Annotated in this window: 17 protein-coding genes and 1 pseudogene; 14 read left to right on the forward strand and 4 right to left on the reverse strand. The window is 75.1% G+C overall.

Going from position 1 to position 20,900, the window contains the following annotated elements:
- The first annotated feature begins 64 nt into the window (after positions 1-64).
- Positions 65-1,042, forward strand: a complete 978-nt coding sequence (locus tag IF01_RS0132010; RefSeq protein WP_030397100.1) for a 4-hydroxy-3-methylbut-2-enyl diphosphate reductase — start codon at positions 65-67, stop codon at positions 1,040-1,042.
- Positions 1,043-1,189: 147 nt separating this feature from the next.
- Complete coding sequence (gene ppgK, locus IF01_RS0132015) at positions 1,190-1,936, forward strand: polyphosphate--glucose phosphotransferase (RefSeq protein ID WP_030397101.1); 747 nt, start codon at positions 1,190-1,192, stop codon at positions 1,934-1,936.
- A 69-nt stretch (positions 1,937-2,005) separates the two neighbouring features.
- On the opposite strand, the gene IF01_RS47055 is transcribed toward ppgK, so the two are convergent.
- The gene (locus IF01_RS47055) at positions 2,006-2,686 is read right to left on the reverse strand and encodes a DUF6542 domain-containing protein (protein WP_157855403.1); all 681 of its coding nucleotides are present in this window, start codon (positions 2,684-2,686) and stop codon (positions 2,006-2,008) included.
- A 116-nt stretch (positions 2,687-2,802) separates the two neighbouring features.
- Here IF01_RS47055 and IF01_RS0132025 point away from each other — a divergent pair, with 116 nt between their 5' ends.
- The 5 genes from IF01_RS0132025 (at position 2,803) to IF01_RS0132050 (ending at position 6,533) form a co-directional block, all read left to right on the forward strand.
- Positions 2,803-3,210, forward strand: coding sequence for a VOC family protein (locus IF01_RS0132025; protein ID WP_030397103.1), 408 nt, complete (start codon positions 2,803-2,805; stop codon positions 3,208-3,210).
- 77 nt (positions 3,211-3,287) lie between these two features.
- Complete coding sequence (gene ychF, locus IF01_RS0132030) at positions 3,288-4,361, forward strand: redox-regulated ATPase YchF (protein WP_030397104.1); 1,074 nt, start codon at positions 3,288-3,290, stop codon at positions 4,359-4,361.
- A 130-nt stretch (positions 4,362-4,491) separates the two neighbouring features.
- Entirely contained in the window at positions 4,492-4,773 is a 282-nt protein-coding gene (locus IF01_RS0132035) for a type II toxin-antitoxin system Phd/YefM family antitoxin (protein WP_030397105.1), read from the forward strand.
- The gene (locus tag IF01_RS0132040; RefSeq protein WP_030397106.1) at positions 4,770-5,024 is read left to right on the forward strand and encodes a Txe/YoeB family addiction module toxin; all 255 of its coding nucleotides are present in this window, start codon (positions 4,770-4,772) and stop codon (positions 5,022-5,024) included. The genes IF01_RS0132035 and IF01_RS0132040 overlap by 4 nt, the downstream gene beginning before the upstream one ends.
- A gap of 171 nt (positions 5,025-5,195) precedes the next feature.
- Positions 5,196-6,533: a M20 metallopeptidase family protein gene (locus IF01_RS0132050; protein ID WP_030397107.1), complete on the forward strand. Its 1,338-nt coding sequence runs from the start codon at positions 5,196-5,198 to the stop codon at positions 6,531-6,533.
- Positions 6,534-6,619: 86 nt separating this feature from the next.
- Here the strand turns inward: IF01_RS0132050 and IF01_RS0132055 are convergent, their stop codons facing one another.
- A complete protein-coding gene (locus IF01_RS0132055) occupies positions 6,620-7,273 on the reverse strand; it encodes an HAD-IA family hydrolase (RefSeq protein ID WP_030397108.1) in 654 nt (217 codons plus the stop codon).
- 95 nt (positions 7,274-7,368) lie between these two features.
- Positions 7,369-8,567, reverse strand: a pseudogene (locus IF01_RS46120) (dihydrofolate reductase family protein).
- A 170-nt stretch (positions 8,568-8,737) separates the two neighbouring features.
- Here IF01_RS46120 and IF01_RS0132070 point away from each other — a divergent pair.
- The 7 genes from IF01_RS0132070 to IF01_RS0132105 all read left to right on the forward strand — a co-directional run bounded on the left by IF01_RS0132070 (position 8,738) and on the right by IF01_RS0132105 (position 19,644).
- Positions 8,738-9,553: a methyltransferase domain-containing protein gene (locus IF01_RS0132070; RefSeq protein ID WP_030397111.1), complete on the forward strand. Its 816-nt coding sequence runs from the start codon at positions 8,738-8,740 to the stop codon at positions 9,551-9,553.
- A 200-nt stretch (positions 9,554-9,753) separates the two neighbouring features.
- Positions 9,754-11,184, forward strand: a complete 1,431-nt coding sequence (locus IF01_RS0132080) for a DUF4190 domain-containing protein (RefSeq protein ID WP_157855404.1) — start codon at positions 9,754-9,756, stop codon at positions 11,182-11,184.
- A gap of 179 nt (positions 11,185-11,363) precedes the next feature.
- On the forward strand, positions 11,364-11,546 hold the full coding sequence (locus IF01_RS0132085; protein WP_030397114.1) for a hypothetical protein: 183 nt from the start codon (positions 11,364-11,366) through the stop codon (positions 11,544-11,546).
- A 25-nt stretch (positions 11,547-11,571) separates the two neighbouring features.
- Complete coding sequence (locus IF01_RS0132090; RefSeq protein WP_233290182.1) at positions 11,572-11,991, forward strand: (deoxy)nucleoside triphosphate pyrophosphohydrolase; 420 nt, start codon at positions 11,572-11,574, stop codon at positions 11,989-11,991.
- 224 nt (positions 11,992-12,215) lie between these two features.
- Positions 12,216-14,972 (forward strand): SpoIIE family protein phosphatase, encoded by a 2,757-nt coding sequence (locus tag IF01_RS0132095; RefSeq protein WP_051756611.1) that lies wholly within the window; start codon positions 12,216-12,218, stop codon positions 14,970-14,972.
- Between the two features lie 210 nt (positions 14,973-15,182).
- On the forward strand, positions 15,183-17,786 hold the full coding sequence (locus IF01_RS0132100; protein WP_369826146.1) for a SpoIIE family protein phosphatase: 2,604 nt from the start codon (positions 15,183-15,185) through the stop codon (positions 17,784-17,786).
- 115 nt (positions 17,787-17,901) lie between these two features.
- Positions 17,902-19,644 (forward strand): ABC transporter family substrate-binding protein, encoded by a 1,743-nt coding sequence (locus tag IF01_RS0132105; RefSeq protein ID WP_157855405.1) that lies wholly within the window; start codon positions 17,902-17,904, stop codon positions 19,642-19,644.
- Here IF01_RS0132105 and IF01_RS0132110 read toward each other — a convergent pair.
- Positions 19,641-20,786 (reverse strand): tetratricopeptide repeat protein, encoded by a 1,146-nt coding sequence (locus IF01_RS0132110; RefSeq protein ID WP_030397119.1) that lies wholly within the window; start codon positions 20,784-20,786, stop codon positions 19,641-19,643. The two genes, IF01_RS0132105 and IF01_RS0132110, sit on opposite strands and share 4 nt — an antisense overlap.
- Positions 20,787-20,900 lie beyond the last annotated feature (114 nt).

Here is a 20,900-nt window from a genome sequence, read left to right on the forward strand (position 1 = left end):
GACCGGTTCCGGCCGGAACGCGACTCCCGTCGGCGCGGCTCCCCTCCGCCCGTACGATGGAGCCATGTCCTCCAACACCGCGCAGCGCCGTGTCCTGCTCGCCGCCCCCCGGGGCTACTGCGCGGGCGTCGACCGCGCCGTGATCGCCGTTGAGAAGGCCCTGGAGCAGTACGGGGCGCCCATCTACGTTCGCAAGCAGATCGTCCACAACAAGTACGTGGTGCAGACCCTGGAGAAGAAGGGCGCGATCTTCGTCGACGAGACGGAGGAGGTGCCCGAGGGCTCGATCGTGGTCTTCTCGGCCCACGGCGTCGCGCCGTCGGTGCACGACGAGGCGCGGGCCGGCAAGCTCGCCACCGTCGACGCCACCTGCCCGCTGGTGACCAAGGTGCACAAGGAAGCCGTGCGCTTCGCCGACGAGGGCTACGACATCCTGCTGGTGGGCCACGAGGGCCACGAGGAGGTCATCGGCACCATGGGCGAGGCGCCGGACCGGATCCACCTGGTCGACGGCGCCGAGGACGTCGCCAAGGTGCAGGTCCGCGACGAGTCCAAGGTCGTCTGGCTCTCCCAGACCACCCTGTCGGTGGACGAGACCATGGCCACCGTCGGCGAGCTCAAGCAGCGCTTCCCGCTGCTGGTCAGCCCGCCCAGCGACGACATCTGCTACGCCACCCAGAACCGCCAGGTGGCCGTCAAGCAGATGGCCCCGGAGACGGACCTGCTGATCGTGGTCGGCTCCAAGAACTCCTCCAACTCCGTCCGCCTGGTCGAGGTCGGCCTGGAGTACGGCGCCAAGGCCGCCCACCTGGTGGACTTCGCCGAGGAGATCCAGGAGGAGTGGCTGACCGGTGTCACCACGGTCGGCCTGACCAGCGGCGCCTCGGTGCCGGAGATCCTGGTCGACGGCGTGCTGGAGTGGCTGGCCGCGCGCGGCTACGACGAGGTCTCCACCGTGAAGACCGCCGAGGAGCACCTGATCTTCTCGCTGCCCAAGGAGCTCCGCCGCGACCTGCGCGCCGAGGCCGCGGGCAAGCTGTAAGGCGCCCGAGCACGGGGGAGGGCCCGGTACCCCGACGGGGTGCCGGGCCCTCCCCCGTGCGGGGCCCGGCGGGCTCTCGTAAGTTGTGGACAGCCAGGCACAGCCATGCACAGCCTGTGGACAACGTTCGGGCGGAGGGCGGTCGAGATGACGGCGGTATTCGGTGTGGACATCGGCGGATCGGGCATCAAGGGTGCCCCCGTCGACCTCGCCAGGGGCGTGCTCGCGCAGGAACGGCACAAGGTCCTCACCCCGCAGCCCTCCGCGCCGGAGGCGGTGGTCGCCGCCGTCCGCGAGGTGGTCCGCCACTTCGACCACCAGGGGCCGGTGGGCCTGACCTTCCCCGGCGTGGTCGTCGACGGGCACACCAGGACCGCCGCCAATGTCGACAAGGCCTGGATCGGCCTGGACGCGGCCGGCCTGTTCCGGGAGGTGCTCGACCTGCCGGCGGTGGTGCTCAACGACGCCGACGCGGCCGGCCTCGCCGAGACCACGCACGGCGCCGGCCGGGGGCAGGAGGGCGTGGTGCTGGTGCTGACCTTCGGCACCGGCATCGGCAGCGCCCTGTTCGTGGACGGCACGCTGGTGCCCAACACCGAGCTGGGCCACCTGGAACTGCGCGGCAAGGACGCCGAGCGGCGGGCCTCCTCGGCCGCCAAGGAGCGGCACGGGCTGAGCTGGGGGCAGTGGGCCGGCCGGGTGGACGAGTACCTGGACCTGGTGGAGATGCTGTTCTCGCCGCAGCTGATCGTGATCGGCGGCGGGGTGAGCCGCAAGCACGAGAAGTTCCTGCCGCTGCTGCGCGAGCGCGGCGCCCGGGTCGTCCCGGCGGAGCTGCGCAACGACGCCGGCATCGTCGGCGCGGCGATGGCGGCCGCCCGGGCCTCGGGCTGAGCCCGTCCGCCGCCCTTCCGCCCGCCGTCCCGCGCTGAAAGGGGAGGCGCCGTTCCCGGAGGCCTCCCCTCAGCGCGCGCGGTGGATCCGGCGCTGGGCCACGAACCGGGCCAGCACGATCGCCGCGGCCAGCCCGGTGCCGGAGAACAGCCAGCCGGCCCGGGTGGCCAGGTTGGTCGCCAGCGCCACCACCTGGGCCGTCACCCCGGAGGAGGTGACCGGGCCGAACAGCAGCAGCGCGGCCGCGAAGGCGATCGGCCCGCTGATCGGCGCGGCCAGCAGGTCGGCGTACCGGACCCGGACCGCCAGCTGGAAGCAGACCAGCAGATAGCCGAGGCCGAACAGCACCCCGAGCCCGCCGAAGACCAGCCGGTCCAGGCCGGCCACCGTGATCGTCGCCGCCAGCGCGGCCACCCCGGCGCCGACAGCGGTCAGCCGGGTCGGCCGGCCGCTGCGCCGCCGCCCGTACAGCCGCCCCGCGACCCGGGCCCGCAGCACCGGCGGGCCGGACACGGGGCGTAGTCGGGAACCGGCGTCGGGGCCCCGCCCCGCCGTCCGTCCGGTGGTCTTGCCGCCCGACTTGCCGGAGCCCTTGCCGGAGCCCTTGGCGGGGGCCTTCCCGGTGGGCCGGACGGCCGGTCCGCCCGTGGTTCCGGGGGCGCGGCCCGGCCCGGGGACGGCGGCCCCGGCCGCGCCGTTCGGCGGTCGGCGTCTGGGCCCTGGCGGCTGGGTACGGATGCTCTGCTCCACCCGCCCAACGTACGGTCCGATCATCGCCACACTGTGTAATGGGCCGTCGGGGCTTGTTCCGTGTCTTCGGACGGAGTATTGGTGTGACCGACGTCCGATCACACCCGGGGGAGTGCATGACCAGCGGATTCACCGCCGAACGATTCACCTTCGAACGGCTCCACCACGTCCAGCTCGACATCCCGGCCGGGGCGGAGGACGAGTGCCGCGCCTTCTGGCACGGCGTGCTCGGCATGACGGAGCTGGCGAAGCCCCCGGTGCTGGCCGCGCGCGGCGGCTGCTGGTTCCGCGGCGGCGGCGTGGAGGTGCACCTCGGGGTGGTGCCGGAGTTCCGGCCGTCCCGCAGGGGGCACCCGGGCTTCCAGGTCGGCGACCTCGACGCCCTCGCCGAGCGGCTGGCCGCGCACGGCCACGAGGTGGTCTGGGACGACAACCTGCCCGGGCACCGCAGGTTCCACTCCAGCGACAAGCTGGGCAACCGCCTGGAGTTCCTGGAGCCCTCGCCGGCGGCGCCGGACGCCTGACCCGCTGCCCGTAGACTGGGGGATCGGCCCGGCGAGCGGGCCGGCCCAACTCCTCCAAGCCCCCGGGACTGCGCTTCATGTCGCTCACGATCGGAATCGTCGGCCTGCCGAACGTCGGCAAGTCGACCCTGTTCAACGCCCTGACCAAGAACGACGTGCTGGCGGCCAACTACCCGTTCGCCACCATCGAGCCCAACGTCGGCGTCGTCGGCGTCCCGGACGAGCGGCTGGCCAAGCTCGCCGAGATCTTCGGCTCGCAGCGCATCCTCCCGGCGACCGTCGACTTCGTCGACATCGCGGGCATCGTCCGCGGCGCCAGCGAGGGCGAGGGCCTGGGCAACAAGTTCCTCGCCAACATCCGCGAGTCGGACGCGATCTGCCAGGTCGTCCGCGCCTTCACCGACCCGGACGTGGTGCACGTGGACGGCAAGGTGTCGCCCAAGGACGACATCGAGACCATCCACACCGAGCTGATCCTGGCCGACCTCCAGACCATCGAGAAGGTCCTGCCCCGGCTCCAGAAGGAGGCGCGCCTCAAGAAGGAGACCGCCCCCGTCCTGGCCGCCGCCGAGGCCGCCCAGGCGGTCCTGGAGACCGGCAAGACCCTCTTCGAGGCCGGCTTCGACACCGCCCCGATCCGCGAGCTGCACCTGCTGACCGCCAAGCCCTTCCTCTACGTCTTCAACGTGGACGAGGCCGAGCTGGCCGACGAGGACTTCAAGCAGGCCCAGCGCGAGCTGGTCGCCCCCGCCGAGGCGATCTTCCTCAACGCCAAGATCGAGTCCGAGCTGATCGAGCTGGAGGACGACGAGGCGCTGGAGCTGCTCCAGTCCATGGGCCAGGAGGAGCCCGGCCTCGCCACCCTCGCCCGGGTCGGCTTCAACACCCTCGGCCTGCAGACCTACCTCACCGCAGGCCCCAAGGAATCCCGCGCCTGGACCATCAAGAAGGGCGCCACCGCCCCCGAGGCGGCCGGTGTGATCCACACCGACTTCCAGAAGGGCTTCATCAAGGCCGAGGTCATCTCCTTCGCCGACCTCGTCGAGACCGGCTCCCTCCCCGAGGCCCGCTCCAAGGGCAAGGCCCGCATCGAGGGCAAGGAATACATCATGCAGGACGGCGACGTCGTGGAGTTCCGCTTCAACGTCTGACCGGCAGGTGCGTGGGTCGAAGAGGGTCGGACTTCCCGGAGTCCGGCCCTCTTCCCGTCTCGTCGACCTGTCCGGCTCTCCCTATGAGTGGTACCGTATCCGGTACCACTCGCCGAAGGGGGTACGTGCCGTGTCCATCACCGCGAGCGAGGCCCGCAAGGATCTCTTTCCGCTGATCAAGAAGGTCAACGAGGACCACGACGCCATCGAGATCGTGTCCAGGCACGGGAATGCCGTGCTCCTTTCCGCCGAGGACTACGCCGCTCTGCGCGAGGGCTCGTACCTCCTGCGCTCGCCGGTGAACGCGCGTCGGCTGCTCAAGGCGTACGAGAACGCACTGAGCGGCAGCGGGCTTTCCGAACGCGCGCTCATCGACCCCGACTCGGCCGATGCCGGGCAGGGTGCCGAGTGAGGCTCGTCTTCGAGGAGGGCGGCTGGGAGGACTGCACGTCCTGGCTCAAGAGCGACCGCAAGATGCTCGCCCGGATCAACAGGCTCATCGAGGACGTCCTGCGCGACCCCTTCGCCGGGATCGGCAAGCCCGAGCCGCTGAAGTACCACCTGCCCGGGGCCTGGTCCCGGCGGATCGACGACGAGCACCGCCTCGTCTACCTGGTCACGGACCGGGAGATCGTCGTCCTGGCCGCCCGTTACCACTACTGATCCGGCCCCGTCTCCGCATGCCGCTCGGCCCGCTGCACCAGCGGGCCGAGCGGTGGTGTCTTCGGTGGGGCTGGTGGGGCTGGGCTTGTCAATGGTGCTGGCGGGGCTTGACGGGTGCATGAGAGCAGCTGGTTGACTGACTGTCACATTGATCGACCAGGTGGGGGACTGATGGAGAACGTGGCGGGCAACAGGCCGAGTCGGCGGGCGGTGCTCGGTGGGGTGGCCGGGGCCGGGGTCGTGGTGATGGCGTCCGGGGCGGGGGCCTCGGCGGAGTCGGCGGGGCGGCGGAACCCGGTCGACCAGGCGGCGGTGGACGCCGTGGCGGCGCGGCTGGACGGCGAGCTGGTCGCGCTGCGGCGGGCGCTGCACGCGAACCCGCAGACCACCGGCCACGAGACCTACGCGGCCGGGGAGGTCGCGCGGCGGCTGCGGGCGGCGGGGCTGGACGTGACCGCCGGGGTCGGCGGGACCACGCTGCCGGACGGCACGGCGGTGCCCGGGAACGGCGTGGTCGCGGTGCTGCGCGGTGCGCGGCCGGGCCGGACGGTGGCCTACCGGGCGGACATGGACGCGGTGCCGGGCGACGGGATCATGCCGCCGAAGGCGGGGCGGCCGGCGGCGCACGCCTGCGGGCACGACATCCACACCGCGGTCGGGGTGGGTGTGGCGCTGACGCTGGCCCGGCTGCGGCAGCGGTTGAGCGGCACGGTGGTCTTCTTCTTCCAGCCGGGGGAGGAGGGCCTGGTGGGCGCCCGGGCGATGATTGCGGAGGGGTGGCTGGAGCGGACCGGGGTCGAGGAGATCCACGCCCTGCACACCGGCCCCTACCCGGTCGGCGGGTTCGCCGTGACGCCGGGCAGCGGGCTGCCGGGCCAGGACTGGGTGAACATCGCGTTCGGCGGGCCGGACGCGGCCGCGTCGGCGGCCCGGCTGGTGGGCGCGATCACCGCGCTCGGCACGGTGCCGCTGCCGCGGGATCCGGCGGCCCTGGAGGCCATGGTCCGGGACGTGCAGACGCCGGACGGACCGCTGGCCCGGTTCCTGGTGACCGGCGCGCGGGTGGCGCCGGCCCCGGACGCCGAGGGGCGGCCGGTCGTCGAGGCGAAGTTCCGGTGCTGGCCGCCGGAGCGGGACGCCGAGGTGCGGGAGGAGATCCGCCGGCTGGCGCAGACGTACCCCGGTGCGGTGGTCGGCTACCCGCGGGACCCGTTCCCGGCGCTGCTCTGCCCGGCGGACGCGGCGAACGCGCTGGCCCGGCGGCTGCGGTGCGAGTTCGGCGCCGGCGCGGTCACGGTGAACCGCACCGCGTTCCCGTACAACGGGGAGGACTACGCGCTGTTCCTGGAGCGGGTCCCGGGCACGTACACCTTCCTCGGGGTGCGCACCCCGGGGGCCGGGATCGAGACGAGCTACCCGCACTACGAGACCTTCGAGCCGGACGAGCGGGCGATCGGTGTCGGGGTGCGGGCGATGGCGGGCTGGCTGGCGGACCGCGCCCGCCGCTGAGACGCGGACGGCGACGGGGGCGGGGCCGGTGCCGGGTGGCACCGGCCCCGCCGTGCTCGGTCCGCCGTGCTTTCCGCCGTGTGCGGTCAGGCGACGGTGACGGTGAGGGCGCCGTCCGGGCCCGCGGTGACGGTGACGGACTCCAGGGTGGCGGCGTGCGCCGTGGGGTGGTGGCCGACCGCGCGGGGGCCGATGCCGACGACCGGGACGCCGGCGGCGCGGGCGGCGGCGATGCCGGCCCCGGAGTCCTCGAAGGCCAGGCAGTCGCCGGGGGCGAAGCCGAGCGCGGCGGCGCCCTTGAGGAAGCCCTCGGGGTCGGGCTTGCTGGCGCCCACGGACTCGGCGGTGATCAGGACCTGCGGCAGCGCGAGGCCGGCGGCGGCCATCCGGACCCGGGCGAGCGGGGCGTCGGCGGAGGTCACCAGGGCGTGCGGCAGGCCGGCCAGGGCGGCGAGGAAGGCGGGGGCGCCGGGGACCGGCACGACGCCCTCGGTGTCGGCCCGCTCGGCGGCGAGCATCCGCTCGTTGTCCGCGAGGTTGAGCTCCGTCGGGCGGTCGGGCAGCAGGACGGCCATGGTGGCGTGGCCCTGGCGGCCGTGGGCCGTGTGCAGCACCTCGACCGGGTCGAGGCCGTGCTCCCGGGCCCAGCGGCTCCAGCAGCGTTCGACCACGGCGTCCGAGTCGACCAGGGTGCCGTCCATGTCCAGCAGCAGGGCGCGGGGGGTGAAGGTCGTGGGCACGGGGCGGCTCCGTCCGGGGGTGCGGGGGCGCGCGAAATGCGAGCCGATTGTTTAATAAGGATACAAAAGATCCTCCCGGATGCCGCCTCCGGGTCTCAGTCCAGCAGGTGCGCGTTGACCGCGCGGGCCTCCTCCGCCAGCTCCGGCAGCTCGACCACCTCGACGCCGGCCGCCTCCAGCAGTCCGGCGCCCCGGGTCTCGGCGACGAAGGTGGACGGCTCGCGCCAGGCCACCACCACCCGGGGGACGCCGGCCGCGAGCAGCAGTTCGGCGCACGGCACCGGGCGGGAGGCCCGCTGTCCGCAGGGCTCCAGCGAGCTGTAGACGGTCGCGCCGCGCAGCCGGGGGTCGCCGGTCGGGAGCTTGGCGAGGGCCGCCTCCTCGGCGTGGTCGTGGCCGTCCACCTCGCGGCTGAAGCCCTCGGCCAGCACCGTGCCGTCGGCGGCGACCACCACCGCGCCGACCGAGAACGCCGTCCGCGAGGGCGGGCAGCGGCGGGACAGCTCCACCGCCCGGCGCAGGAACGCGAGATCGGCCCCGGACGCGGGCTCGGTCACGGGGTGCGGCTCGGACGCGGCGCCGGGCTCGGTCGAGGGGTGCGGCTCGGTCACTGGGCGGGCTCCTTCGGGGCGTACCTGAGCAGGACGACATCGCCCACCGTACGGGCCTCCAGCAGCCGCATCCGCCGGTCCGGGCCGCCGGGGAAGTCCGCCGGGCCGACGAAGCGCGGCGCGCCCGGCTGCCCGACCAGCAGCGGCGCCACCACCAGTTGGAGCTCGTCCGCCAGCCCCTGGGCCAGGAACTGGGTGTGCACCCCGCTGCCACCCTCGACCATCAGCCGCCGCACCCCGCGCGCGCCTAGGTCGTCCAGCACCGCGCCCAGGTCCACGGCCGGGCCGAGTGCGACCACCTCGGCCAGTCCGGCCAGCTCGGGGCGCAGCACGGCGGCGCCGGCGTCCGTGGAGTAGGCGAGCCGCTCGCCGCCGGTGTGCCAGAACCGCAGCGAGCGGTCCAGCCGGCCGCTCGCGCTGAGGGTCACCTTCAGCGGGTACGCGGGCCGCCCGGCCGCCGTCCGGGCGGCCCGCCGTCCGGGGTCGTTGACCAGCAGTCGCGGGTTGTCCGCGCGCAGGGTGTTGCCGCCGACCAGGACCGCGTCGGCGGCGGCCCGCTCGGCGTCCACCCGGTCGAAGTCGGCCGGTCCGGAGAGCAGCAGCCGCTCGGGCGAGGCGTCGTCGAGGAAGCCGTCCAGGGACATGGCGGCGCTCAGCAGGACGAAGGGGCGGGGGCCGGGCATGGTGGCGAGCCCTTCACGGTGGGGCGGTCGGGTGTGCCGTCCACGGTACGGGCCGGGGCGTCCCGCAGTCGGTGGATCGACCGCGATGTGAGACGAATCTTCTTGAAATGCGGGACGAGGAGTAGCGTCGGAGGCGTCGAGGAACCGCCGGTCCCGAGGGGGAGATCACCATGACCGCACCGAAGAACGCCGTCTACACCCATGGCCACCAGGAGCCGGTGCTGCGCTCGCACCGCTCCCGGACGGTCGAGAACTCCGCCGCCTATCTGCGCGACCACCTGCGGCCCGGGCAGGCCGTGCTGGACATCGGCTGCGGACCGGGCACCATCACCGCCGACCTGGCCGAACTGGTCGGCCCGACCGGCCGGGTGGTGGCCGCGGACGCCTCGGCCGAGGTATTGGAGGAGGCCGCCCGGTACGTCGCCGGGCGCGGGCTGACCAACGTCGTGTTCGAGGTCGCCGATGTGCACCGGCTGTCGTACGCGGACGGGGAGTTCGACGTGGTGCACGCCCATCAGGTGCTGCAGCACGTGGCCGACCCGGTGGGGGCGCTGCGGGAGCTGCGCCGGGTCACCGCCGAGGGAGGTGCGGTGGCCGTCCGGGACGTCGACTACGCCAGCATGACCTGGTACCCGGAGGTGCCGGAGCTGGACCGCTGGCTGGAGCTGTACGAGCGGGTCGCCCGGCACAACGGCGGCGAGCCGGACGCCGGACGGCGGCTGCTGTCCTGGGCCAGGGCGGCCGGGTTCACCGAGGTCACCGCCACGTCGAGCACTTGGACGTACGCGACGCCCGAGCAGCGCGAGTGGTGGGGCGGGCTGTGGGCGGAGCGGATCACGGACTCCGGCATCGCCCGGGCGGCGGTGGCCGAAGGGTTCGCGGACGAGGCCGAACTGGCCCGGATCGCGGCCGGGTGGCTGGCTTGGGCGGCGGCCGGGGACGGGTGGTTCGCGATGCTGCACGGGGAGGTGCTGGCCCGGCGCTGACGCCGGGTCCGGGCCGGGCGCGGGCGGTGCGGCGCGGGGGTCGTTCGTGGTGCGGGAAAACGCGGGAGGGTGTTCGGCCGGATCCGGTAGAGTCGCGCGCCTGTTCCCGTACCCGACGGGCCACCGGGCTCCGTCCGCGGGCACCTCGGGTCGTCCTGCCGAGTTGCCGCCCGCCGCCCGCGGGCCGGGGGAGTTAGCACGTGTCCAAGCCCGAGTCCGACGCTGCCGTCGTCCCGGCGCCCACGCCCGAGTCGGGACCGGCCTCCGGGCCCACGCCCGAGCCGGCCCCCGCGGCCGCAGCCGAGTCGGCGGTCACAGCCGAGACTGCGGCTACGCCGGAGCCCGCGGCCGCCCCGTGGACGGCCCCCGCCCCGGCGGCTCCGCCCGTCGCGCCCGCCGAGCCCGTCGCGCCCGCTCCGGCCGACGCCCCCGCCGCCGGTCCGGTGCCGCCGTCCGCCGCCGACCTCTGGGCGGCCCCCGCCGACGCGCCGCCGCCCGCCGGCGCCCCGGCCGCGCCGCAGCCGACCGGCTGGGCCGCCGTCACCCCCGCCTCCCAGAGCGGCTTCCAGCCCGGCTTCCCCTACCCGGCCGCCCCCACCCGCACCAACGGCTTCGCGATCGCCTCGCTGGTCACCGCCCTGTTCTGCCTGTGGCCGCTGGCGCTCGTCTTCGCGGTGGTCGCGCTGGTCCAGATATCCCGGCGCAACGAGAAGGGCCGCGGCCTGGCGGTCTCCGGCCTGGTCGTCGGCGTCCTGTCGCTGATCGTCTCCCTGATCGCGTTCATCGGGCTGGCCGCGATCGGCTTCGACGAGGAGCGGTACGCCGACTCCCGGCACGGGCCGAAGGGCTCGGTGGCCGTCAACGACCTGCGGGTCGGCGACTGCTTCGACCAGCCGCCGCTCAGCGGGGACCCCGGGTCCACCAGCGTCTACTGGGTCCGGGTGGTGCCCTGCACCGCGCCGCACCACGCCGAGGTCGCCGGCACCGTCGTCCTTCCGTCCGGCCGGGACGACCAGTACCCCAGCGGGGCCGAGATGGGCCGGAACGCCGAGAAGCTCTGCGGCCCGGTGCGCGACGACTACGCCTTCGACTCCTGGCTCGTCCCCGACGGCATGGACGATTACTACTACTACCCCGGAACCAGGGCCTGGATGACCGGTGACCGCCGGGTGACCTGCACCTTCCAGGACAAGCAGCAGGCGCACACCGGCAGCGTCCGCACCGACCGGACCAAGCTCACCCAGGCCCAGCGCACCTACCTGGACGCGGTGCTCGGCTACAACAAGGCGCTGTACGCCGAGCCGGAGGAGGACGTCGTCGACGCGCCCGCCGCCTACCACCAGTGGGCGAAGGCGATGGCCGCGGCCTGCCGCAAGGAGGTCGCCGAGCTGTCGGTCAACGGGATCGACTGGCCGGAGGGCGCCCGGAGCAAGCTGATCGAGCTGGGTGCGGTCACGCTGGACGCCGCCAACGCCTGGGACGCCGCGGCCAGGGCCGCGGACCCCGCCGAGCTGGAGCGCGAGGTGGGCAAGGCGGACGCGTTCTCCGTCAAGAGCGGCAAGCTGGCCGTGGACATCCGGCGTGCGCTGGGGCTCTCGACCGGCGAGCGGGCCGCGGACATCCGGGTCTGAGCCCGGGCCCCGGTCGCGGCCGTCGCGTCGATCCCCGCCTAACCGGTTGTTAACAGCCCCCGTACCGGCCGGTAGTGAACGGCGCGTAGTGTCCCGTGCAGCCCCGCCCCGACCCGACCCCCACGCGGGCCGGGGCGGGGCCGCTCCACATCGGCACGCGCGCGTCCTAGCCTGGGCGCATGGACACCTTTCGGGTGATGCGGCAGGACGACAACGGTCAGCGCTTCCGGGTCGTCGGGGGGATCGGGCGGGAGGCGGCCGAACAGCTCGCCGCCGAGTTCGAGGCGCGCGGCCACAAGCAGCTGTACTGGGTCGAGGCCGAGCCCGCCGGGGACTCCCGGGCGCGGGGGCCGTACAGCTGAACCGCACGCCGTAGGGTCGGGGCCCATGGACAAGGCCATGGACCCCGCGGGGGAGAACCGGATCGTCGTCGGCGGCGCGCTGATCCACCGGGGGCGGGTGCTCGCCGCGCGGCGCAGCACGCCCGCCGAGGTGGCGGGGCGCTGGGAGTTCCCGGGTGGCAAGGCCGAACCCGGTGAGACCGAGACCGAGGCGCTGGAGCGCGAGCTGATGGAGGAGCTGGGCGTCCGGGCCCGGGCGCTCACCCGGCTGCCCGGCGCCTGGCTGGTGCGGCCCGGTCTCGAGCTGCGGCTCTGGGCGGCCGAACTGCTCTCCGGCGACCCGCTCCCGCTCCAGGAGCACGACGAGCTGCGCTGGCTCGGCGCCGCCGAGCTGGCCGAGGTGGACTGGCTGGACCACGACCGCGAGGTGCTGCCCGAGGTCGCCCGCCTCCTCGCCGCCTCCTGAGCCCGGCCCCCCGTCCCGCCCCCGAACCCCGTCCCGCACCCCGTCCCGCACCCCGCCGCGCGGCGCGACGCGTGGCGCGGTGCCCCGGCAATCGGAAAGGCCGACGCGGCGGGCGGGATAGCCTTGGTCCTGCTGGGTATGTCACTTTTCGGCACTATTCGTCACCATCGGTGAGCCGCCCCAGCCGGCGCCGCCGATCCCGAGCAGAGCCGGAGGCCGCGTCGGTGTCGAAGAGCGGGAACGGCGGTGGGGGAGCACGCCGGGCGGGCACCGGGGGGAGCGCCGCCGCCCGCGCCCGGCTGCGCCGCGGCGCGAACCGCGCGGCGGCGGCCACCCGGGCCGACACCGGGGGTGCGCTCCCGCCCGGGGCCCGGCCCGCGCAGTCCTCGGCGGCGCCCGACGCGGCCGCTCCGGCCGGAGCCCGGGGCCGCCCGGGCCGGCCGTTCCCCGGGGGGCCGCGCGCCCTCCCGGAGACCCCGGGCCGGGCCGGACCCGGTTCCGCCCCCGGCCCCGGCAGGACGGCCGGCGGCAGCCTCTTCGACGTGGTCAAGGTGGCCATCGCGATCCTCGACACGGCCGGCCGGGTGGCGCTCTGGAGCCCGGCCGCCGAGGAACTGCTCGGTTGGCCCAACGAGCTGCTGGTCGGCCGCCGGATCGACGAGCTGATCCCGGACGAGGACCAGGTGCTCCGGATCCGGGCCGCGATCCAGGACACGCTGCGCAACGGCCGCTGGTCCGGCCCGGCCGAGCTGCGCGACCGGGACGGCGTCCCGGTGCTGGTGGACGCCCGGATCTCGCTCCTCGTCGACGGCGACGGCAACCCGTTCCTCCAGGTCAACCTCTCCGAGGCGGCGGCCGTCCGGGCGGTCGAGCGCGACCTCGCGGTACGGGACGCGCTCTTCGAGCAGTCCCCGCTCGGCATCGCGATCCTCGACACCGAACTGCGCTACACGGCCGTCAACCGGACCCTCGCCGAGATGAACGGCGCCACCCCGGAGGACCACGTCGGCCGCACCACCGGCGAGACCCTGCCCGAGCGCGCCGCCGACGAGATCACCGCGATCCAGCGCCAGGTGCTGGCCACCGGCGAGCCGGTCATCGACGTCACGCTGGCCTCGCCGGTCACCGCCCGCTCCGGGTACCGCTCGATCTCCTACAGCCGGATGACCGACCGCTCCGGACGGGTCCTCGGCATCTCCGGCACCGTGATGGACGTGACCGAGCGTTATCGGGCGGTGGCCAAGGTCGAGCACGCCCGCCGCCGGCTGTCGCTGCTCAACGAGTTCGGCTCCCGGGTCGGTGACCTGCTGGACGCCTCCCGGATCGCGCAGGAGCTGGCCAGTGCGGTGGTCCCCAGGCTGACCGACCACGCGGCCGTGATCCTGCTCCAGGCCGTCGCGCACGGTGACGACCTGCCCCGGCACGGACACGACCGCCGCACCTCGCTGCTCCAGCTCGGCACGGCCTCCGTGCAGGACGGCCCCGAGGTCGAGGTGATGCTGCGGCGCGGCGCCCGTATCACCTTCGCCGAGGACTCCGCCTGCGGCCGGGTGCTGCGCACCGGCGTCCCCGAGCTGCTCTCGGGCGCCGACCAGCTGAGCGACATCACCTACGCCGGCGACCCGAAGATGCAGGCGGCGTACGACCTGGGCGTGCACTCGATGCTGGTGGTGCCGCTGCGGGCCCGGGGCATCGTGATCGGACTGCTGCTGGTCAGCCGGGCCGGCTACCGCGAGGGCTTCGACCGGGACGACCTGGCGTTCACCGTCGAGCTGGCCGACCGGGCGGGCTCCTCGCTGGACAACGCCCGGCTCTACGCCCGGGAGCGCACCGCCGCCCTCACCCTCCAGCGCACCCTGCTGCCGCAGCAGGTGCCGCAGCCCACCGGCGTCGAGGTCGCCTACCGGTACGTGCCCGGCAGCAGCGGCACCGAGGTCGGCGGCGACTGGTTCGACGTCATCCCGCTGCCCGGGGACCGCACCGCGCTGGTGGTCGGCGACGTGATGGGGCACGGCCTGCGGGCCGCCGCGACCATGGGCCGGCTGCGCACCGCCGTCCGGGTGCTGGCCGCCCTGGACCTGCCGCCGGACGTGCTGCTGCGGCACGTCCACGAGCTGGCCGACGACCTCGCCCAGGGGCCGGACGAGGCCCTGCTCGCGACCTGCGTGTACGCGGTGTTCGACCCGGCCACCGCGACCCTGACCGTCGCCAAGGCCGGCCACATCCCGCCGGTGCTGGTGGTGCCGGGGGAGGAGTCGGACGGGCCGACCCGGACCGGCGGCCCGCTGCTCGGGGGCGTCGGCCGGATCCTGGAGCTGCCCTCGGGTGCCCCGCTCGGCGTGGGCGGGGTCCCGTTCGAGGCGGTCGAGCTGAAGATCCCCGAGGGCAGCCTGCTGGCGCTGTGCACCGACGGCCTGGTGGAGTCCCGGGACAAGGACCTGGACGTGGGCCTCGGCCGGCTGGTCACCGTGCTCCAGGAGCCGTACGCGTCGATCCAGGCGGCCTGCGAGGCGGTGCTGGGCACCATGGAGCAGGGCCGGGAGCCGGACGACGTGGCGCTGCTGCTGGCCCGGCTCGGCCACGGGCAGGCCGGCACCCCGACGGCGGGCTGGACCCTGCCCGCCGAGCCGACCGCCGTCTCCCGGGCCCGCCGGCTGGTCCGCGCGACGCTGGCCGAGTGGGGCGTCGAGCAGCTCACCGACACCGCCGAGCTGCTGGTCAGCGAGCTGGTCACGAACGCCGTCCGGTACGCGAGCGCGCCGATCGGGGTGCGGCTGACGCTCGGCGAGACGCTCCTGGTGGAGATCTCCGACCCGCTGCCGGACCCGCCCCGGGAGCGGCACGCGGCCGAGGCGGACGAGGGCGGGCGCGGGCTGGAGCTCGTCGCCCGGCTGGCCCTGCACTGGGGTGCCAGGGCCGAGGGGATGGGCAAGGTGGTCTGGTTCGAGCAGGCGCTGCCGGGCACTCCGGGCGCCGAGTAGAACTCCCTGCATATGCCACCGGAGGGCCTCGGGGGAGCGCGCGCCCCGGTAGGGGGCGCGAGCGTGGCATTGTGGTTGCGCGGGCGGTAGGACAAAAACCTTCGCCCGATCTGATGTTGTGATGTTGAGGGCGTGTGAACGTACCCCTCGATGATGAATACTCGGTCTTCTCGACATCCGGACGGTCGCGGGTTTGGAGGGGTCGGTCCGTTGAACAGCACCCCGGCGCGCAATGCGCCGAGCAGCAGCGGTCATGCCGCTGTACCCGGGCAGGCCGGCGCCCAACACGTGCCGGCCCCCGCCCACCAGTCGCCCGCCCCCGTCCGTGCCGCCCGGCCGGCCGCCGAGGGGCAGCGCTGGGGCGCCGGGGATCCGGGCTCGATCTACGACTACATCCGGGTCGCCACCTTCGCCATCGGCCCCGACGGCCGGATCAGCCAGTGGAGCGAACGGGCCGCCGAGTTCTTCGGCGTCACCGCCGTCGAGGCGGTCGGCGCCGACCCGGTGACCACCTTCGTGCCGCGCGAGCTCTGGCAGCGCGGCCGGACCAGGCTGGAGCGCACCCTCGCCGGCGAGGAATGGGTCGGCACCGCCCCGTACCGGCACGCCGACGGCGGCGAGGGACTCGCCGAGCTCTACCTGATGCCGGACAGCGCGCTGCCCACCGCCGGCGCCACCTGTCTCGCGGTCGACCTCGGCCGGCTCCGCCGGATCGAGACCGATCTGGCCGCGTCGGAGGCGGTTTTCGGCCAGACTCCGACCGGCTTCGTGCTCTTCGACGACCGGCTCCGCCTCCAGCGGGTCAACGACGCCTTCGCCTCCGGAATGGGCCTGGCGCCCACCGACCTGGAGGGCCTCACCCCGCACGACATCTTCCCCGGTGCCGAGGCCGACCGCCTCACCGCCGCCCTGCGCAAGGTCCTCGCCAGCGGCGAGCCCGTCTTCGACCTGCGCTTCCACGCCGCCGTCCCGACCCGCGAGGGCAACCGGCTCTGGGCCGTCTCGCTCTACCGCCTCAACGGCGCCGCCGGCCAGCCGATGGGGGTCGCCGGCCAGGTCTCCGACGTCACCAGCCGGCACGTCGCCGAGCGCGAGGCCGACGGCGTCCGCCGCAACCTCGCGCTGCTCAACGAGGCCAGCGCCCACATCGGCTCCACCCTCGACCTGGAGACCACCGCCAAGGAGCTGCTGGACGTCGTCGTCCCGCCGTTCTGCGACCTCGCCACCGTCGACCTGTACACCGCGCTGCTCTCCGGCGAGACCGTGCCCAGCGCGGGCCGGCTCGGCGACACCGTGCTCACCGACGGCAGCGGCGAACTCCGCCGGGTCGCCGTCTCCAGCGTGGTCGGCGGCGCCTCCTCGGTGCTCGGCTCGGTCACCGGCCTGCCCATCGCCGAGGCCGGCGGCACCCTCTGCTACCCCCGCCGCTCCCCGCACGCCCGGGCCCTGCGCACCGGCCGCAGCGTCGTCCCCGAGCCCGGCCCCGACCCGCTGCTGCGCTCCACCCTGATCGTCCCGCTGGTCGCCCGCGACCAGGTGCTCGGCCTGGTCCAGCTCTCCCGGGCGATCGGCAGCGAACCCTTCGACGCCCGTGACGTCGCCATCGCCGAGGAGCTCGTCGCCCGCGCCGCCGTCTGCATCGACAACGCCCGGCTCTACCGCCGCGAGCACGAGCGCGCGCTGATCCTCCAGCGCAGCCTGCTGCCCCCGGGCAACCCGGCCGCCAGCGGCCTGGAGATCGCCTGCCGCTACCTGCCCAGCAACAACAACACCGAGGTCGGCGGCGACTGGTTCGACGTCATCCCGCTGCCCGGCAACCGCACCGCCCTGGTCATCGGCGACGTGATGGGCCGCGGCCTGCGCGCCGCCGTCGCCATGGGCCAGCTGCGCACCGCCGTCCGCACCCTCGCCATGCTCGACCTCGACCCGGCCGAGGTGCTCACCGCCCTCGACGAGATCGCCCGCGGCCTCGGCGACGACACCGCGCCGGCCGCCCGTTCCACCCCGTACGGACGGCTCACCTCCACCGCCGACGAGGAGGCCCGCGAGGTCTACCTGGCGACCTGCGTCTACGCGGTCTTCGACGCCGTCACCCGGCGCTGCGTCTTCGCCAACGCCGGCCACCTCCCGCCGGTGCTGCTCAGCCCCGGCGAGAGCGCCCGGATGCTGGACGTGCCGCCGGGCCTGCCGCTCGGCGTCGGCGGCGAGCCCTTCGAGGAGGTCGAGCTGACCCTGCCGGACGGCGCCGTGCTCGGCCTCTACACCGACGGCCTGGTGGAGAGCCGCAAGCACCAGCTGGACGAGGGCCTGAAGGCGTTCCGCACCGCGCTCTCCGCCGAGGGCAAGGGCCTGGAGGACCTCTGCGACCACGTCCTCGGCGAGCTCAACCCGCACCACGGCGAGGACGACATCGCCCTGCTGATGGCCCGGGTGCACGCCTTCCCGGCGGACGCCGTCGGCCAGTGGTTCCTGCCGCCCGAGCCCACCTCGGTGGCCAAGGCCCGCGAGGCCGCCTGCAGCTGGCTGCTCGCCCGCGGTCTGGACGACCTGGTCGACACCACCGAGCTGCTGGTCAGCGAACTGGTCACCAACGCGCTGCGGCACGGCCGGGGCGAGATCCGGCTGCGGCTGCTGCGCGACCGGACCATGGTGTGCGAGGTCTGGGACGACGGCTACGCCCAGCCCCGGCAGCGGCGCGCCCACGAGACCGACGAGGGCGGGCGCGGCCTGCAGCTGGTCAGCCTGCTCGCGGAGCGCTGGGGCAGCCGGCGCACCCCCAAGGGCAAGATCGTCTGGTTCGAGCTGGGGCTGTAGGGACCGGGGCAGGTCCCGGCAGCCCCGGTCGGCCGTACCGCCGATCGGGTGCCGCACCCGGTCGGCCGCCGTGTCGCCGCCGCCGGGGGCCGGGCGGCGGCGTTCCATGGCCGCCATGCGCGCCCGCCTCCCCGTCGCAGCCGCCGCGCTGCTGCTCGCCCTCGGTGCCACCTCCGGCTGCCTCGGCGGCCCCGGTCCGGCCCGCACCGCCCGGACCCCCGACCCCGCGCCGCCCGCGCCCGCCGCCGTCACCGGCGACGTCCGCCCGGCCGACCGGGCCGCCGTCCGCGACGGCGGCGCCCTGCGCTGGGCCGTCGACGCCGTACCGGCCACCCTGAACGTCTACCAGCCCGCCGCCACCGCCGACTCCGCGCTGCTGGCGCACGCCCTCTACCCGGCGCTGTTCCGGCCGGACGCGCACGGCGAGTGGACCCCCGACGAGGACTACCTGACCGCCGCCGAGGCCACCCCGCCCGGACAGCTGCCCCAGGTGGTCACCTACCACCTCGCCCCGCGCGCCGTCTGGAGCGACGGCACCCCGATCTCCGCCGCCGACTTCGTCGCCCAGCGGGCCGCGCTCTCCGGCCTGGACCCCGCCTACCGCGCCGTCCGGCCCGCCGGGTACGAGGCCATCGACTCGATCGTCCAGGGCGCCGACCCGCACGAGGTCAAGGTCACCTTCCGGCAGCCCTACGGCGAGTGGCGCGCCCTGTTCGGCCCGCTCTACCCCGCCGCCGAGACCGCCACCGCCGCCGCCTTCGGCCGCCCGCTGCCGGGCGGCACCGCCCACCCGACGGCCGGCCCCTTCCTGGTGTCCGGCTACGACCCGGCCGCCGGCCGGGCCACCCTGGTCCGCAACCCGCACTGGTGGGGCGAGCCGGCCAAGGCCGACCGGATCGACTTCCTGGCCACCCCCGCCGAACGGCGCGGCGCCGAGCTGGCCGAGGGCAGGCTGGACCTCGCCCCGCTGACCACCGCCGTCGACCACGCCGACGGAGACGCCGCCGAGGCGGTCCGCCGCGCCGCGGCCCTGCCCGGCACCGCCCTGCACCGGGCCGCCGGGACCGGCCTCACCCAGCTGACCCTCAACGCCGCCCGCGAACCGCTCACCGACCCGGCGCTGCGCCGCGCCCTGGCCCGCGCCGTCGACCGGCGGCACGCAGCCGAGGCCGCGCTCACCCCGCTCGGCCTGCCCGCCGCACCCCTCGGCCACCACCTGCTGACCGGTGACCAGGCCGGCTACCGGGACAACGCCGACGCGCTGGGCACCGCCGACCCCGGGCGGATGCTGGACGCGGCGGGCTGGCGGCGGCCCGCCGACGGCGGCACCCGGGCCAGGGACGGCCGTCCGCTGACCCTGAGCCTGCTGGTCCCGGCCGGCTCGGCGACCCTCCGGCGGGCGGCCGACGCGGTGGCGGCCGACCTCGGCACGGCCGGGGCGGCCGTCCGGGTGGCCGAGGCCCCGCCGGACGCCTTCGTCCGCGACCACCTGGCCACCGGGGACTTCGATCTCGCCCTGTTCTCCTGGCCGGCCGGCCCCGGCCCGGCCGGCGAGCAGCGGCCCGTCTACGCCAAGCCCCGGCCCGGCCCGGACGGCACCCCGGTGCCCGGCAGCAACTACGCCAGGGCCGGCACGGAGGAGATCGACCGCCTCTTCGACCGCGCCGCCGCCGAGCCCGACCCGGCCGCCCGCCGGGCCCTGCTCCAGGAGACCGATGTGCGGATCTGGCAGCTCGGCCACTCGGTGCCGCTGTTCCAGCGCCCCGAACTGGTGGCCGTCCGCGAGGGCCTCACCGGCGCCGGAGTCTGGGGCTTCACCCACCCGCAGCTGCGGGACATCGGCTGGTCGGCGGGCTAAGGGGCCTCGGCCGGCCGGCGGACCTCGACGGGTCGTTCGAGCGCGTGCTCCAGGGCAGTGATCCGGGTGAGGCCGGGACACTCCCGGCGGGCCCGGTCGAGAGCTCTCCCGGCCTGTTCGGGCCTCCCCGCCGCGATCAGGGCCGCAGCCAGTGAACAGCCTGCCTGGGCCCGCCAGAACGGGGAGAGGGAGGCGTCGACCGCGAGGCGGCGGGCCGCACGGACGGCCGTCTCCGGATCGCCGTTGAAGCGGGCGAGGTCGGCAGCCGGCACCAGGGACCGGAGCTTGGCCCGGTCGTCGTCACCGAAGACGTCCAGGGCCGGTGCCAGCAGTGCCCCAGCCCTGGACCGGGGCAGTTCTCCGCTGTCGCTGCGGCAGACGGTCAGCATCGCGCTGACGACGTGCGCCTGGAGGGCGGAGCAGCCGTGTGCCGATGCCTTCGCGACGAGCCGGTCGGCGTCGTCGTGGCGGCCCTCGGCGAGCGCGACCCCGGCAGCGGTGAGGTACTCCTCGCCCGTGGAGAGTCGGCCCAGCGCGGCGCGCGCCTGCGGGACCAGGCCCCGGTAGAGCAGTCGTTCGGCCGTGATGCCACGCGGTGACCAGAGGTGGGGCTCCAGCGCGCGGGGGCGGAACGGAAGCACGAGGACGGCCCACGCGGAGTTGACCGGCGACGCCCCCTGGAGCAGCAGCAGGAGGACGAGGGTGGAGAGCAGGCCGAGCCCGACACCCCGGGCGGCCCCGGTGCCGGAGACCGCCAGCCAGACCCCCAGCCCGCAGTGCCCGGCGAGCCAGGCGACCGAGCAGACCCACAGCCGGATCCGAGGGGCCCGGACGGGCGTCAGGCCCCAGGAGATCCGCAGGCCCGTCGTGGGCCGCAGCCCCAGGCAGACCGGGACCCCGGCGACCGTCCCCTGCCACAGCCTCCGCCCGCGCCCGTAGGAGACGAAGAGCAGCCGCGCTCCACAGAGCCGGTGGGTGAGCAGGCACCAGAGGTCGGAGAGCGGCTCCTGGCCCAGCAGGGTGCCGAGCAGGAATCCCAGAGCGGTCCACGGCGGGAGGCCGCGGTCGACCATCGCGATCAGGGTGGTGGTGCCGGCGAGGAGGAAGATCCAGGGGAGGGCGAATCGAAGACGGTTGATCACGGCTGAAGCCTGTCCGAGTCCGAACGCGGGGTGAAGGGGAAGTGATCCAGCTGTGATCTTGCTCCCCCGGACGACTCCCGTTTCGGCCGAGCTGGGCGGTTCCCCGTACGATAG

It is taken from the genome of Kitasatospora purpeofusca, assembly GCF_000718025.1.
Taxonomy (GTDB): domain Bacteria; phylum Actinomycetota; class Actinomycetes; order Streptomycetales; family Streptomycetaceae; genus Kitasatospora; species Kitasatospora purpeofusca.